Annotated in this window: 17 protein-coding genes; 7 read left to right on the top strand and 10 right to left on the bottom strand. The window is 60.5% G+C overall.

The window, feature by feature from the left end:
• Nucleotides 1–5 precede the first annotated feature (5 nt).
• The gene (locus GTP45_RS13165; protein WP_161014350.1) at nucleotides 6–296 is read right to left on the bottom strand and encodes an ArsR/SmtB family transcription factor; all 291 of its coding nucleotides are present in this window, start codon (nucleotides 294–296) and stop codon (nucleotides 6–8) included.
• Between the two features lie 128 nt (nucleotides 297–424).
• On the opposite strand from GTP45_RS13165, the gene GTP45_RS13160 reads away from it, so the two are divergent.
• Nucleotides 425–1,432: a hypothetical protein gene (locus GTP45_RS13160; protein WP_161014349.1), complete on the top strand. Its 1,008-nt coding sequence runs from the start codon at nucleotides 425–427 to the stop codon at nucleotides 1,430–1,432.
• Between the two features lie 2 nt (nucleotides 1,433–1,434).
• Here the strand turns inward: GTP45_RS13160 and trbK are convergent, their stop codons facing one another.
• From trbK to GTP45_RS13135, 5 genes are read right to left on the bottom strand one after another with little or no spacing between them, the layout of a single operon-like run.
• Nucleotides 1,435–1,632, bottom strand: coding sequence for an entry exclusion lipoprotein TrbK (trbK, locus tag GTP45_RS13155; protein ID WP_161014348.1), 198 nt, complete (start codon nucleotides 1,630–1,632; stop codon nucleotides 1,435–1,437).
• 2 nt (nucleotides 1,633–1,634) lie between these two features.
• Nucleotides 1,635–1,994, bottom strand: coding sequence for a DUF1304 domain-containing protein (locus tag GTP45_RS13150; protein WP_161014347.1), 360 nt, complete (start codon nucleotides 1,992–1,994; stop codon nucleotides 1,635–1,637).
• A 23-nt stretch (nucleotides 1,995–2,017) separates the two neighbouring features.
• On the bottom strand, nucleotides 2,018–2,959 hold the full coding sequence (locus GTP45_RS13145; RefSeq protein WP_229258449.1) for a M14 family metallopeptidase: 942 nt from the start codon (nucleotides 2,957–2,959) through the stop codon (nucleotides 2,018–2,020).
• A 58-nt stretch (nucleotides 2,960–3,017) separates the two neighbouring features.
• Nucleotides 3,018–3,392: a DP-EP family protein gene (locus GTP45_RS13140; protein WP_161014345.1), complete on the bottom strand. Its 375-nt coding sequence runs from the start codon at nucleotides 3,390–3,392 to the stop codon at nucleotides 3,018–3,020.
• On the bottom strand, nucleotides 3,389–6,658 hold the full coding sequence (locus tag GTP45_RS13135; protein WP_161014344.1) for an nSTAND1 domain-containing NTPase: 3,270 nt from the start codon (nucleotides 6,656–6,658) through the stop codon (nucleotides 3,389–3,391). Before GTP45_RS13135 ends, GTP45_RS13140 begins: the two co-directional genes overlap by 4 nt.
• A 182-nt stretch (nucleotides 6,659–6,840) precedes the next feature.
• Here GTP45_RS13135 and GTP45_RS13130 point away from each other — a divergent pair, with 182 nt between their 5' ends.
• Together GTP45_RS13130 and GTP45_RS13125 are read left to right on the top strand one after the other, a co-directional pair.
• Complete coding sequence (locus GTP45_RS13130; RefSeq protein WP_161014343.1) at nucleotides 6,841–7,458, top strand: glycoside hydrolase domain-containing protein; 618 nt, start codon at nucleotides 6,841–6,843, stop codon at nucleotides 7,456–7,458.
• A 2-nt stretch (nucleotides 7,459–7,460) separates the two neighbouring features.
• Nucleotides 7,461–7,748 carry a hypothetical protein gene (locus GTP45_RS13125; protein WP_161014342.1) on the top strand — a complete coding sequence of 96 codons (288 nt, stop codon included), beginning with the start codon at nucleotides 7,461–7,463 and terminating at the stop codon, nucleotides 7,746–7,748.
• On the opposite strand, the gene GTP45_RS13120 is transcribed toward GTP45_RS13125, so the two are convergent.
• Entirely contained in the window at nucleotides 7,745–8,209 is a 465-nt protein-coding gene (locus GTP45_RS13120) for a hypothetical protein (RefSeq protein WP_161014341.1), read from the bottom strand. The genes GTP45_RS13125 and GTP45_RS13120 overlap by 4 nt on opposite strands.
• 133 nt (nucleotides 8,210–8,342) lie before the next feature.
• Between GTP45_RS13120 and GTP45_RS13115 the strand changes: the two genes are divergently transcribed.
• Nucleotides 8,343–8,771 carry a hypothetical protein gene (locus GTP45_RS13115; protein ID WP_161014340.1) on the top strand — a complete coding sequence of 143 codons (429 nt, stop codon included), beginning with the start codon at nucleotides 8,343–8,345 and terminating at the stop codon, nucleotides 8,769–8,771.
• Nucleotides 8,768–9,028, top strand: coding sequence for a hypothetical protein (locus GTP45_RS13110; RefSeq protein WP_161014339.1), 261 nt, complete (start codon nucleotides 8,768–8,770; stop codon nucleotides 9,026–9,028). Before GTP45_RS13115 ends, GTP45_RS13110 begins: the two co-directional genes overlap by 4 nt.
• A gap of 42 nt (nucleotides 9,029–9,070) precedes the next feature.
• Here GTP45_RS13110 and GTP45_RS13105 read toward each other — a convergent pair whose 3' ends face one another.
• On the bottom strand, nucleotides 9,071–9,940 hold the full coding sequence (locus GTP45_RS13105; protein ID WP_161014338.1) for a pirin family protein: 870 nt from the start codon (nucleotides 9,938–9,940) through the stop codon (nucleotides 9,071–9,073).
• 14 nt (nucleotides 9,941–9,954) lie between these two features.
• Nucleotides 9,955–10,554 carry an FMN-dependent NADH-azoreductase gene (locus tag GTP45_RS13100; RefSeq protein WP_161014337.1) on the bottom strand — a complete coding sequence of 200 codons (600 nt, stop codon included), beginning with the start codon at nucleotides 10,552–10,554 and terminating at the stop codon, nucleotides 9,955–9,957.
• A gap of 114 nt (nucleotides 10,555–10,668) precedes the next feature.
• On the opposite strand from GTP45_RS13100, the gene GTP45_RS13095 reads away from it, so the two are divergent.
• Nucleotides 10,669–11,580 (top strand): LysR family transcriptional regulator, encoded by a 912-nt coding sequence (locus tag GTP45_RS13095; RefSeq protein ID WP_161014336.1) that lies wholly within the window; start codon nucleotides 10,669–10,671, stop codon nucleotides 11,578–11,580.
• On the opposite strand, the gene asd is transcribed toward GTP45_RS13095, so the two are convergent.
• Complete coding sequence (asd, locus tag GTP45_RS13090) at nucleotides 11,581–12,426, bottom strand: archaetidylserine decarboxylase (protein ID WP_161014335.1); 846 nt, start codon at nucleotides 12,424–12,426, stop codon at nucleotides 11,581–11,583. It abuts the gene before it with no gap.
• A gap of 103 nt (nucleotides 12,427–12,529) precedes the next feature.
• Here asd and GTP45_RS13085 point away from each other — a divergent pair, with 103 nt between their 5' ends.
• Nucleotides 12,530–14,749 carry a TonB-dependent receptor plug domain-containing protein gene (locus GTP45_RS13085; RefSeq protein WP_161014334.1) on the top strand — a complete coding sequence of 740 codons (2,220 nt, stop codon included), beginning with the start codon at nucleotides 12,530–12,532 and terminating at the stop codon, nucleotides 14,747–14,749.
• Nucleotides 14,750–14,753: the final 4 nt, after the last annotated feature.

Here is a 14,753-nt window from a genome sequence, read left to right as displayed (position 1 = left end):
GTTCCTTAGAGTTGCATTTGATCGATGAAGGCCTTGATGACTTCTTCATCACGTTTGAAATAGTTCCACTGGCCGACGCGCTGCGACGTTACCAGCCCGGCCTTGACCAGCACGGCAAGGTGGGCGGACATGGTCGATTGCGACAGGCCGGCCCGACGGTCAATCATGCCCGCGCAGACGCCCAGGCTCAGCGGGTGCTGCTGCTCTGCGAAGAAAACGTCCGGTTCCTTCAGCCACGCCAAAATCTGGCGTCGCATCGGGTTGGCGAGGGCTTTGTGAATTGCGTCGATGTCCATGGTGGGCTATATGTATCGTGTTTTTCCGATTTCAATATCGCCATCTTACGATATAAAAGAAAATCGTGCTGGCGGCCGAAAAATCCTTTATGTTATGGGAACATTGTTGGAAATTTAACGGGGTCGGTATGTCGAGTTCTTATCTGGATGTGGCGGTGGGGCTGTCCTACACCTTCCTGGCGGTGAGCCTGCTGTGCAGCGCCACGCGGGAAGCGATTGCGTCGCTGTTCCAGACGCGCGCCAAGGTGCTGCTCGATGGCGTGCTGACCATGCTGCATGAGTCGGCTGCGCGGCCTAAGCTGCGCGGCGTGTGGCCGTCGATGCTGCGCCTGTTGCGGATCGACGGCGGCTTCGGACTGGATAAATTGAATGATGCGTCGCTGACGGCGCAGGTGATGCAGCATCCGCTGATCGTCGGCATGGCGCAGCAGGGGCGCATGCCGTCGTACATTCCATCGGCGATCTTTGCGCGGGCGTTGGTGTCTACGTTGACCGCGAAGTACGGCAAGGGACAGACGGCGGTGGCGCTGCTGAATAGCGTCGGCAACGAAGGACTTACGCGTACTCTGCTGGCCATCATGGGCGACGGGCCGGACGATGCGGCGGCGCTGGAGAACGCGGTGCGCATCTGGTACGACACCGTGATGGATCGCATCAGCGGCTGGTACAAGCGGCGTTCGCAGTTCGTGCTGTTCTTGGTGGGACTGTTTTACGCGTGCGTGATGAACATCGACGCGCTGCAATTGTCGAAGCGTTTGTGGAGCGATTCTGCGCTCACGGCGCAACTGGTGCAGAAAGCGGAAGCCGCGCAACCGGCCGTCGCGCCGGCGATTGCTGCCACGCCGCTGGAGCAAACCAAGCAAGCCAAAGCACAAGCCGAGGTAGTGCAAGCCTTGCCAATCGGCTGGCCATCAGCGCGCTTTGAAAACGCGAGCAGCGCAGGCACGTTCATGGTGGCGCTGCTGTTCGCCCTAATCGGCTGGACTGCAACAGCCTTCGCCGCCTCGCTGGGCTCCCCATTCTGGTTTGACGGCATCGGCTGGCTCCTGGCCCTGCGCGGCACTGGCGCCAAACCTGCCAGCGACACCGCCGCTACATCATCAACCACGATCACGCTGCCGAGCTTGCGGCAGTAAGCTTATTTGCCGCGCTCCGCACACTTGGACGATTGAATCGCGCGCTCGGTAATGCTGTCGATGCGCTTGATGGCATCCGAGGTGCACGAGGCGCTATCTACGGTGTGCAGTTGCGGCTTGCTGTTCATTTCCTTGTAGCCGGTGACGACCAGGGCTGCCGTGGCGCAGGCCAGCAGGATCCAGTTGAATTTGGTTTGCATGGTCAGGCGGCGAAGTGCAGGGCGAGGCCGATCACGGCAGGCAGGGTTTGAATCAGCAGGATCGAGCGTTTCACAGTGACGCCACCCCAAACGCCGGCAACCGCTACGCAGCTCAAGCCGAACACGGTGAAGGCCGAAGCGATGGCCGCGTCAGGATGCACAAAGCCGACCACTAGCGCTGCCACCAGGAAGCCGTTGTAGCAGCCTTGGTTGGACATGGCTGGTTGGACGATTTCCGCTTTCTCTTTACTCAGGCCGAACACGCGGCGGCCGCGCGAATTGAACAATACTGTTTCCAGCAAAACGATGTAGACGTGAATCAGCGCCACCAAAGCGGTGACGATTTGCGCAGCCAGCTGCATGAGGGAGTCTCCTTGTTTTAATTTTAGAATGATGGATAGGCGCGGGTGAGATAGTACCATTCACTGTTGGCGCCGGCCTCGCTGTCGGGGAAGAGGATGCGGCCGTCGAATTCGGCCAGTACCGGCGTGCCATCCACGCGGCGGCCGATTTCTTCGCCTTGCTGGACGGGATCGAAGCTAGACCAGCTGCGGCTGAAGGTGTCACCAGCGTCTTGCTTATCGTAGACGGCGACCATGCTCAGGGCTTCCATGTGTTCCGGCGCGGTCGGCTCTGGCGACGGCGCATCGATCAGGCCGAGGAAGGCTAGCGTATTCAGGATCGCGCGATACGCTACCTCGGGCGCTTGTGGATCGTTGTGTTGACCGCACTCCAGCGTCAGCGCGTAGCCGCCGACGGAGCGCATGTATTCGGTGGTGCCCATGCCGTAGCGTAGGACGGTTTGTAATTCGGAGCTGCCATTCATGCGCCGCTGCACGCCTGCACCGTAAGTCCGCAGCCAGCCATCGACGAAGCGTCGCACACCGAGGCGCCGCGCCAGCGCGCGCTCTTGTTCTTCATGCTTGAACGGCTCCAGCGGCCCATCATTGTTACGCGGGCCGACCATCACAAACGGTTCGCTGGCCGCGTTGAACGAGTGCAGATCCAGCAGCACCTCATGCTGCGCCAGCAGAGGACACAGCCAGTTAGCCACACGGTCCTCAAAATCTTGTGGATTCGAATTCGGGAATAAATTGCGATTTAGATTGCGCTCACCAGCCCGCTCACTTTTGGCGTAGGCCAACGGATTAGTCACCGGAACAAACGTCACGGCGCCCCGACGGATAAGCAGGGCTCCATTGTCTAGCTCCTGCATCACCCGCAAGATCGCTTTGGTGCCGCAGGTCTCATTACCATGCACGGCTCCGGTGATGATCAGGCGCGTACCGGAAGATTGGCCACTATATTGATGGGAAATGAAGTGCATATTGTTTGACCAGTAGAGAAGCGCTGCGGGCATCAGCCGGCAGCGCTGCCGGTCTTGCTTAGTTTGGCGGGTTGTTGCTGATCTGCGGATCGTGCTCGAACTTGCTGTCGGACTTGCCACGGATCTGGAATTTGAGATTAACGCTTAACATCAACGGCTTGGTATTGGCATCACTGATCGTCAGCAGCTTGCCGCTGAGGCTGACACTTGGTGACGTCAGCTGGGCGTTGTCGGTAGGCGTTACGTCAGCGCCGGTGAAGATGATGTCGTAGCCGGCGGAATCGAAGATCTGATAGTTGATGACGGTGTCGGCCTCGGTGATCACAGGAATTGCCGGCGACGTAGAAACATCAAAGCCGCTAGGCTTGGCTGGATTCGGCTTGACGAAAACAAGAATATTGACGAAAGACGTGGATGGTGGATAGGTACTCATGAAGTCGCTTTCTTAGCTGGGTGGGTGGAAAGGTAGTACAAGTAGGCCGCGTCGCGGTAGGGCATCGCGTCCAGTTGTTTTTTGATTTGCTGGACCTGCTCCATTTGGCCGAGGCAGGCATGGGCTTTCACCCATGGGGCCAATAGTTGGAAATCGTTGCTGTCTTTGACCAACGGGCGTAGCAAGTCGCGCACCGCCTCACAGTGAAGCGAGGCTGTTGAATCGTTTTGTACGGCGGCTAAATCGGCATTCAGCAGCAATGCATCAATCGTCGCATCGCGAATGGTGATATCGGCAGGAGCGGCTGTGCCAAGCTGTTTTAGCTTCTCTACAGTGGGCCGTAAACTTTGGAGCGCGGTTGCAAATTGCCGCTGCTTCATAAGTAGAGCGGCTTTTCTTTGCTGAACCAGCGCTAGCATGACTTGCAAGTTGAGTCGCTTGGGCTCGAGCTTAATAAGATCGGAAAATATCTGTTCCAGTTTTTCTAGATGGCTAAACGATTGAGCGACAGTCTGCTCCCTGTCGGTATCAAGTACTCGCAGTTCTGCGATATACATCTTGCGTTGCCAATTGTGGTTGCTCGGATCTTTCTCAACCATGCTTTTTAGCAGAGCAAACGCTTGCTGTGCGTCGTGATAGCTGCCAGCGATATCACCGTTTGCTTGTTTTAACTCTGACTGGCGTGACCATGCCCCGGCAAGCTGATTGCCCCACAAGGTATCTTCAGGATAGGTGGCGTGAAGTGTTTGTAATAGCTTCAACGCACGGCCATACAGCGACTCGGCTTGCATAAGTTGGCCTAGCTGGACTTGCGCGGTGGCTTGCCATGACAAGCTATCGGCGAGATCTACCGTCAGTTGCTTGTCCGCAGGCGTTTTCATATAAGCCCGCGTTTTGAATTCGACCGACAGGGCGAATGCATGGGCGGCGCGCTGGGCGTCGCTGCGCTGCAAAGCCAGCGTGCCGAGGCTGTTTTGGGCGTACGATTGCTCTATCCAACTACTCACATCGTCCGGCGCCGCTGCTGCTTGGCGGTTGGCGTAGGCGAGGTATTCGTCGAAGTACTGCTGAGCCTTTTCCCAGTTTTTCTGGTCAAAGTGAATTTGCCCCAGCCAGAAGGCGTTTTCGCCGGCGCTCTTTAGCAGATTGATGTCGCTGGACCGGGCGCGGAGTTGCTGTTGCAGGATGTCGCGGCCCGCTAGTAACGCGGTGTTGGCACCAGCCGGATCGGAGCGGGCAATACGCACCTCGGAAATCAATTGCAGCGACTTGGCGCGCTGGGCCAGCGCGACGTCGCTATCGGTTGCACGTGTAGGATCGGACAAGTATTTCAGTGCGCGCGTGCTGACACTGTCCAGCAGGTCGAGCTTGCCCAGAGGCCGGAGTTTGTCGGCGAATTCTCCGAGCATATAGCCCATCAAGCTTTCCGCTTCGGTGCGGTGCGCCTCTGCTTGCGTTTGGGCGGAGCGGGCGGTGAGGCCGAGAGCGGCGGCGAGGATGGCTAGGCTGGTAACGACGATCATCACGGCCATCCGCATGCGTTCGCTACGGCGTTCGCTTTGGAGGGAGGATTGGATGAAGTCTTGTTCTTGCGGTGTCAGGCTCAGGCTGCTCGCGCTCAGCAGTTCGCGGGCCTGATTGGTTTGGGTGCCGGAGGGCAGCAGCATGTCTCGCTTGCGGCCGCTGTCTTGCCAGCGATTGGCTTGGGCGCTGATGCGGCTGCGGACTTGGAGCGCTTGGCGGTGTTCCTCGATCCACGCTACTACGCGCGGCCAACGGCGCAGCAGGGCTTCGTGGGCGAGGCCGAAGAATGGGGCGCCGCCCTGTAAATCGCTGACGAACAAGTGTGCGTCCACCAGCGCTTGCACCAGCTTGTTCTGCGCATCGTTGCGCAGGGCCGACCAAAGCACGCGGCGCGAGCTGACGGTCGCCTCGTCTTCCGCCACCAGCACCAGTTGCGACAACACGTGTGGCAGGGCGGCGATCTGGGCGCTTCCTAACGCCGAAATCACTTGTTCGGCGCGCGCGCCAATCGCGCCTTCCAAGCCGCCCATGGCGTGGAAGGCTTCGTGGCTCAGTTCGCCATCGGAACTGCGCTGGCGATACAGCTCTTGCAGGCAGTATTGCAGCAGCGGCAGGCTATCGGCGCCGGCGCGGGCGGCGTTGCACAACACTTGGTCCAAGCCTTCGCCATGCTCATCAACGGTGTAGCGCAGTTGCGCCACTTGCGCCGGGTGGCGCACGATTTGGGCGATGTCGGCACTGCCAGGCGGCGTCAGGTCGAAGTGGCCGCCGCTCAGTTTCAAATTCATCAGCGCCGGGTAGGACGCCAGATGCGGATAAAAATCGTTGCGGCAGGCCAGCACCAGCTGCATGCAGGCCGAGCGCGCCAATTGATCCAGCACGTTGATGAAGACGGCGCGCTCGGCATCGCTAACATGCGGCAGCCGGAACACTGCCTCGAAACGGTCAATGAATAGGAGCAGTTGGATGGACGGCAGCTGGCGCTGCAATTGCTCGATCAACAGCGGCAGGTCGTGCGCCATGCGCTGGGCTAGCGCCGCCGCGCTGGTGTTTTCAAACAGCAGTTTGCCGTCGATTTCGGCATCCAGCAGCACGCTGGCCAGCGTTTCGAGCAGGCCGGACTGGCCCATATCGGCGCAATCCAGCTGCACATGCTCGCTGATGGCGAGGCCAGACTCGGCCGGCGCAGCACCGGCCTTAAGTGCCGGAATCAGGCCTGCCTGCACCAGCGAGGTTTTGCCGGCGCCCGACGGCCCCAGCACCAGCACCATCGCGCAAGCGGCTTGGGCCTGCGCCACCACCACGTGTACCAGTTGATCGACACTCAGCTTGCGGCCGAAGAAGATGGCGGCGTGCTGTTCCTCAAAAGCTTCCAGTCCGCGGAATGGCGAGGCGTGCAGCCAGCTGCCCTGGCTTACCTCATCGTCATAGCTGAGCTCCGCCAGCAGACGGTAGCCGCGCTTGCGAATGGTTTCGATGTAGCGCGGCTCGGTGGCCGAATCGTCCAGCGCGCGGCGCAGCTGGGTGATGATTTTGTGGATGGCGTTGTCGCTCGGCGAGACGTCGCCCCAGCACGCGTCCAGCAGCGTTTCGGCCGAAATGACCACGTGCGGATGTTGGCAAAGATACAGCAAAACATCCATTGCCCGCGGCTCCAGCTGGCGGTTTAGCACGCCGCAGCTGAGCGTATTCGTGGCCGGATCCACCCGCCATTCGCCGAAACGGAAACTCTTATGCTTCACATCCACCTTCTTTGCTCTGGAGGAAAATCTTTTGCAATCAAGGACTTATTGGCCGGAAGGTTTTCGGAAGGCCATGATAACTACATCTGGTTAAAGTCATTGCATCGAAATATAACATTATCTTGAGAGAAATAGTTAAACAAATGCCACATGCAGGTTTTGCCAATTTTTACGGAGTCCCCATGACTGTTCTGACCGGCGTGAAAGCACCGTTTGAACTTACCCAATATGCAATATCGATCAAGCAACAGGGGATAGATTTCGCCATGCGGCATTACAGTCACCAGGCGGGCAAGAGCCTGTCGCTGGCCGAGGCGAGGGCGCTGACCGATGCCGGTATCCAGATCGGCGTGCTATGGGAAACGCCCGATCCGCACCTCAGTTACTTCAGCCGGGCGCAGGGGCTGGCTGACGGCGCGGCGGCCTATCTGATGGCGCAGTCGGTGATCGCCCAGCCATCGGGATCGGCGATTTATTTTGCGGCGCCGGATGTGGCGTGGATCGACGGCGCGGTCACGCGCTATTTCGAAGGCGTCAACCAGGCTTTCCGGGCGGCCGGGCCGGCGGAGCGCCAGTACCAGGTCGGCGTCTATGGCGCCAGCGCCTGCTGCGAAGCCATCATGGCGGGCGACCTGGCCACGGTGGCGTGGCTGGCCAACGACGGCACGTCGGCCGCCGGCTACCACCTGCGCCAGCTGAACGACGCCGCCACCTTGCCGGTGGACGACGGCCAGCGCATCAGCGTCGGCATGCTGTGTAACAGCCCTGACCATCCGGCCGGCTTGTTCCGGGTGCTGTGACGATGAATATTTGCTTTACCGAGACGCCTTCGCGCAAGACCGTCAAGCCGTCGAAGACTGTGTTCCTCAACAATACCGGGCAGGATGTGACCTTGAAGTTTGTCACCGCGCCGGATTTGAAGTTGGCGGCTTACACCATCAGCACCGGCATCAGCGCGGCCATAGACCGTATCCGGCTAGGCGCCAGCGATTATTATTCCTGCCACAGCCAGAATGTCGCCATTCCCGGCGACTGCACGGCGGTGCTGACCTTGTCCAACAGCGTGCTGACCATGGCCATTTCAGGCTAGTGCATCTCGATCACGTCAAATGGCGATTGGGTGGAACCGAGGAAGGCCATGACGGCGCGGGCGCGGTCTCCTAATTCGTAGCCGCGTGTGGAGTCCACCACGCTGCGCAGGCCGGGGATGATCTCGCTGATATGCGGGCTTTCGTAGGCTTGCACCAGCAGCACCGCCAACTCGGTGGCGCGGCCACGGTTGTTGCGCATGCGTTCTTCCAGCACCGCCAGCAGCGCGCGTTGCATGCGCGGCGTAGGATTGACGATGTAGCCGAATACCAGCGGGGTATTGCTGATCGCATCGCACAAGCGGCGCTCGATATCATCGGGCTTCACATCGGAAGCGATGTCGAAATAAGCGCCATTCCAGCGCGTGCGTTCGTAGGGGTGACCGGGCGGGAAGGAGTCGGCGGTCTCAAAGCCAAGCAGGTGGCTCAGGCGGCGCAGCCATTTAATCAGGGTGGGCATCATGTCACTATTTTATCCGTTGAGACAGCGGTCTGCATCATTCACGCCGCAAGTGCGATGCGTCAATGCCATGTTTTAGTGCCGTGCCTATGCTTCTATAACGCCGAACACTCTCGGCTTCTTATAGGAGAAGGCCATGGCATCGGATTTTTATAAGTATTTCAAGGAGAATATGGACAGTCTTGGGTTGGACTGTCCCGAGACGCTTTTTGCGACCAAGGGCACGGCGGTGAATACGGCGGCGACGATTTTGTCGGCTATTCAACAGCATGGCTCGAAGGTGACCGTCGCGGAATTGATCGGGGCCGGGACTGGGCTTGAGAAGCTGGTTTATCTTGGCGCCTTGCGAGCGTCGTTTTATGTGGGCGCTGTCATTGGCAGCATTGCGGTTGCTAGCGGCCGATCGCTGGCTGGCGGCACTTCATTGTCCGATGTGTTGATGGCCGCTCGAAGCAATAATCTGCACCGGCCTTGGCTGCCAAGCGTTTTGATGCACTGGCCCGGGATCTGCAAGCCACAGGTGAACGCGAGAAAGCACTATCGGCAGTCGTGGAGCCGGCTATGAAGGATCAACTGGCGCTGCTGCTTTATGGCTGCATTTTTGCGGCGTTGGCGTGGGTTTCGTGGCACTGGTGGGGGGGCTACATCACGTTCGTGGTGCTGGTGATTCTGCTGCTAGGCTACGCTGTCGATAATTTTCAGCTGCGAAGGCAGGTGCGCGGGCTGTTGATGGAGCGCGATCAGCGGCAGCGGAAAAATGCTTTGCAGCGCTTGGTGGCAGGTCTGATCGCGGCGCGCGAACACAAGGCCGGGAAAAGATAAAAGGCAGCCGCAGGCATCGCGTGCCTGCGGCTGTTGTGACTATTACGCTTGGGCTTCTTCACCCAGTTTGCCGGCGCGGAAGTCTTCCACGGCGGCGAAGATTTCGGCTTGGGTGTTCATCACGAACGGGCCGTACTGCGCGATCGGCTCGTTCAGCGGCTGGCCGGCGATCAGAATGAAGCGGCTGGCTTCATCACTCGTGATGGTCACGCCGTCGGCGCCCTTGGTGTTGGCAAGGATCGCCATGCGGCCCGACGCCACAGCCTTGCCATCCAAATTTACCGAACCGCGATAGGTGAAGATGAACGCGTTATGACCTTCCGGCAGTTGCTGGCTAAAGCTGGCGCCAGCCGGCAGATCAACGTCGATGTACAGCGGTTCCGTTACTTCGCGCTGCACCGCGCCGTCTACACCGTGGCTGCGGCCTGCAATCACTTTGACCTTGGCACCTTGCTCGGTCGAGAACACCGGCACATCAGCACCGTTGAAGTCGCGATACCATGGATCGCGCATCTTGTCCTTGGCCGGCAGGTTGAGCCACAGCTGGAAGCCTTCCATCACGCCGTCTTCTTGCTCCGGCATTTCAGAGTGAATCACGCCGCGGCCCGCCGTCATCCATTGCACGCCGCCGTTGGTCAGCAAGCCTTCGTTGCCGGCGCTGTCTTTGTGGCGCATGCGGCCTTCGATCATGTAGGTCACCGTTTCAAAGCCGCGATGCGGGTGGCTAGGGAAGCCGGCGATGTAATCGTTGGCCTGGTCGCTGCCGAAGTTATCCAGCATCAGGAACGGATCCAAGCGGCGTTGCAGCGTTTGGGTGAGGACACGGTTGATCTTCACGCCTGCGCCGTCCATGACGGCTTGGCCGGTGATGATGCGTTCTACGCTGCGTGGGGTTTTTACTTGATCAGTCATGTCCTTCTCCTTGTTTAAACCAGAATTGCGTTGATTTCTGCTTCGGCCTGCGCTTGTGCTTTGCTGACAGCTTCCGGGCCCATGCCCAGACCTTCTGCGAACACGTACTGCACGTCGGTCAGGCCAACAAAGCTCAGGAACATCTTGATGTGAGCCAGTTGGGTGTCGCTAGGGCCGTCACGGTGCACGCCGCCACGCGACAGGGTCACGTAGACTTTTTTACCGGTCAGCAGGCCGATTGGGCCAGTTGCGCCGTACTTGAAGGTCACGCCGGCGCGGGCAATCGCGTCGAACCAGGTTTTCAGCTGCGCGGTGATGCCGAAGTTGTAGGTCGGTGCACCGATCACGATCACGTCAGCGGCTTGCACTTGGGCAATCAGGGCGTCGTCCAGTGCTACGCGGGCGGCCTGCTCGGCGGTGCGCTGGTCGGCCGGGGTGAACAGGGCCTGCAGGGCAGGCTCGTCCAGCACTGGGTGCGGGTTGGCGGCCAGGTCGCGGCGGGTGACGGCGGCGCCGGCGTTGGCGGCGACGATCTTGGCGACCAGTGCGTCTGCCAGACGGGTGGATTCGGAACCTACGCTACGGGCGCTGGAGTTGATTTGCAGGATGTTCATGGTGTTGCTCCTTAATGTCGGGTTAGTGCTGCGATGGAGTAACTTTAATCGTTTCAAATCTGATGCGGAAGCCGTTAAAATGGATAACATTAATCCACTGATGGAACAATCACTATGGAAATCGATCCCGGCGACCTGCTTTTGTTTGCCCGCATCGTTGAATGCGGCAGTTTTAGCCTGGCGGCGGAGCGGGTGCAGCTGCCCAAGTCGACGGTCTCGCGGCGCATTACGCTGCTGGAGGGCAAGCTGGGGGAGCGGCTGCTTCAGCGCACCACGCGCAAGCTGGTATTGACGGAGTTTGGCGCCAGCCTGCTGGAGCACGCCCGCAAGGTGGCCGACGAGACCGAGGCGGCCGGCGCGCTGGCCCAGCACCGGCAGGGCGCGCCGAGCGGTTTGCTGCGGGTGTCCATGCCGGCCGACTTTGCCAACGTGGCGATGAGCGCGATCTTGGCCGAGTTCATGCACCGCTATCCGGCCATTTCGCTGGAGCTGGATTTGTCGCCGCGCCGGGTGGACTTGGTGGCGGAGGGCTTCGACCTTGCCATCCGCATGGGCAATCTGCCGGACGACGCCACACTGGCTGCGCGGCGGATCACGTTCAGTTCGCTGGCGCTGTACGCCTCGCCCAAGTACACCAATTTCCGCGGCCTGCCCGAGCACCCGGACGATTTGTTCAAGCATGATTTGCTGAGTTTGCCGCCGCGCTTGAATGGCTTGATCCGTTGGCATCTGCTGCGCGGGAAGACGTCATGGGAACGCGAGCTGCCGGTGCGGCTGCTGGCCAATTCGCCGGAACTGCTGGTGCGCATGGCGGCCACAGGCATCGGCATTGGCGCCTCGACCGAGGCGATTGCGCGGCCTTATGTGCAAACGGGGGAGCTGGTGCGGGTGCTGCCTGAGTGGGGCTTCCCGGAGGTGACGGGCTGGGCGGTGTTCCCAGGACGCCGGCTGATGCCAGCCAAGACACGGGTCTTCATTGATACGCTGGAAGCGGCCTTTGCGACTGGTCGCTCAGCGGGGATGTGATTACTTCAGCTGTCCCATTTCTTCGCCCAGTTGAACCGGGCCGGCCGGTTGCCACGCCGAGTTGAACTTCAGCACATCCTTCTGGAACAGCATCACCACGGTGGAGCCGAGCAGGAAGCGGCCCAGTTCATCGCCTTTTTTCAGCACGATGTTTTGATCGGTGTAGCTCCACTCGGTCACTTGCGGCAGGCGCGGCGGGTTGACTACGCCGTGCCACACGGTGGCCATGCTGCCGACAATGGTGGCGCCCACCAGCGTCATCACGAACGGGCCGTGGGCGGTATCGAACACGCACACCACGCGCTCGTTGCGGGCGAACAGGCCGGGAATGCCGCGCGCGGTGGTCGGGTTGACCGAGAACAGTTCGCCCGGCACGTAAATCATGCGGGTCAGCTTGCCGTCGATCGGCATGTGAATGCGGTGGTAGTCTCGCGGGCTCAGGTACAGGTTGGCGAAGCTGCCGTGCTGGAATTGGGCGGCCAGCGTGGCGTCGCCGCCGACCAGCGCGGTGGTGGTGAACTTGTGGCCCTTGGCTTGGAAGATTTGGTCGTCTTCGATATCGCCGAATTGGCTGATGCGGCCATCGACCGGGCAGACGTAGGCGGCGTCGGCCAGCGGGCGGGCGTCGGGGCGCAGGGCGCGGGTGAAGAATTCGTTAAAGGTCTTGTAGTTGGCGATATTGGGATCGAGCGCCTCGCTCATATTGACGTTGTAGCGGCCGACGAACCAGCGGATCAAGCCAGTCGTGTACTTGCCGGCCTTGGCGCCAGCGACACGGCCAGCGAAATTGGTCAGCGCGCTCTTCGGGAGCAAATATTGCGGCAAAACGGCGAGACGATCGGACACGGTAGCAAATCCATACAAATTAACGATCGCGCATTATAGCGTCACCCTTTGGAAATACGGCATAATGCTTGGCGTTACTCGTCCTGCAACTTGCTAAATTCGTATGATGCTATCCCGCCTGACGCCTATCGCTGCTGTTTCCTTGCTTGTTGCTGCTTCTGCTGCGCGGGCGGAGGATGCTGAACGGCCTAAGCAGGAGGAGATGCAGAAGGAGGAGATGCAGAAGGTGGAGATTAAAAGCTCCGCTGCTAAATACGATGCGCGCCGCGATGATACCGCTAGCAAGACGGTGGTCAGCAGCGAGGAAATCCAGAAATACGGCGATACCTCGGTCAATGATGTACTCAAGCGCCTGCCCGGCATTACGATCGGCGGCGCGGCCGGCCGCAGCGGCGGCGAGATCCGCATGCGCGGCCTCGGCGCCGGCTACACGCAGATTCTGATTAACGGCGAACGCGCTCCGGCCGGTTTTTCCATCGACAGCCTGGCGCCGGACGTGATCGAGCGCATTGAGGTGCTGCGCGCTGCCAGCGCGGAATTCAGTACCCAATCGATTGCCGGCACCGTCAATATCGTCTTGAAGAAGGCGCTGAAATCGGCCCAGCGTGAGCTGAAGTTCAGTGCGGCCAAGAGCAGCAAGTCGAGCTCGCCGAGCATGAGCTTGCAGATGTCGGACAAGAGCGCCACCACCTCGTATTCGCTGGGCGCCAACGCATGGCGCTTCAACTACAAGCGCATGACGCCAACATGGGAAAACGGCGCCGATGGCGACGGCGTCCCAACGTACGCCCGCGCCTCCACGTGGCAAGACCAAGGCAAGGGCGACGGCTTCAACCTGTCGCCGCGCATCAATTGGATCTTGGACAACGGCGACACCGTCACCTCGCAAACCTTCCTCAACTGGAATCGCTTTGCCAGCAACAGCCACGGCCGCACCGAGACCGCCTTCGGTGCAGGCCCGGACTACGACCGCACCGACAACACCTACAGCAACCACAACGGCTTCGGCCGCACTGACCTGAACTGGGTGCACAAGCTGGAAGAGGGCGCCAAGTTCGATCTCAAAGCCGCCGTCAGCGAGGCCCGCAGCAGCGCCGATTCGCTGCAACTGGCCGGCAGCATGGGCTTGCCCGCCAACCTGTTCCGCACCGTGCACTCGGAAAGCGAGGAGCAGGGCTTCAGCACCCAAGGCAAGTATTCGACCCCGTACACCTTCAGCAAGCCGGCCGAAGGCGAACCTGAAGCCACCGAGCACTCGCTGTCGATGGGCTGGGACGCCGGCGTTACCCAGCGCGACGATTTGCGCGTCCAGCGTGACGCCGACCTGCCGGGCAGCTCGCCCATGAACAGCGACGAAGGCTTCACCGCCAAGGTCACGCGGCTGGCGCTGTACGGCCAGGACGAATGGAACATCACGCCGCGCTGGTCGATCTACACCGGCCTGCGCTGGGAAGGCCTGGACACCCGCGCCGACGGCGGCAGCATCGACGCCGTGCAAAACCGCTCCAGCGTGTTCAGCCCGCTGATGCAAACGCTGATCAAGCTGCCGAATAAAAAAGACCAAGTCCGCTTCGCGCTGACCCGCACCTACAAAGCGCCGGCCACCGCCGCGCTGATTCCGCGCAAGTTCACCTCGACCAACAACAGCCCGACCGAGCCCGACCGTCGCGGCAATCCCAATCTGAAGCCGGAACTGGCGCTCGGCCTGGACGCCTCCTTCGAACACTACTGGGGCGACGGCGGCCTGCTGAGCGCCAGCGCCTCGGTGCGCCGCATCGAAAACTACACGCACCAAGGCCTGTTCTTCCAAGACCAGCGCTGGGTCTCGACCGCCATCAACGACGGCCGCGCCGAAACGCGCGGCATCGAGCTGGAAGCCAAGTTCCCGGCCCGCGTACTGGTCGACCACGCGCCGAACCTTGACCTGCGCGCCAGCGTCAGCCGCAACTGGTCGCGGGTGGATGTGGTGCCCGGCCCAGACAACCGCCTCGACCAGCAAGTACCGCTGAGCGCCACCGTCGGCATCGACTACAAAACGCCGGACGGCCAGATGAGCACCGGCAGCAATTTCAGCTTCCGCAACGGCGGCCTTGCACGCCTGAGCGGCACGCAGGGCGGCTACACTTCGGTGCGCCGCGATCTGGACGTCTACGCACTGTGGAAACTCGATACGCAGAACAATTTGCGGGTGGCAGTCTCCAATCTGTTGGCCCAAGACTACACCACCGAGAGCCTCTACAACGACGGCAACAGCGCCATCAACCGCACCACTGTTGCGGGCGGTGAAACACAGCTGCGCGTAACGGTAGAGACGCGCTTCTGAGGGT

Origin of the sequence: Duganella rivi (genome assembly GCF_009857435.1) — a bacterium.
Lineage (GTDB): Bacteria > Pseudomonadota > Gammaproteobacteria > Burkholderiales > Burkholderiaceae_D > Rugamonas > Rugamonas rivi.
The sequence above is the reverse complement of the archived record's forward strand: the minus strand, read 5'-3'. Positions and strand labels throughout refer to the sequence as shown.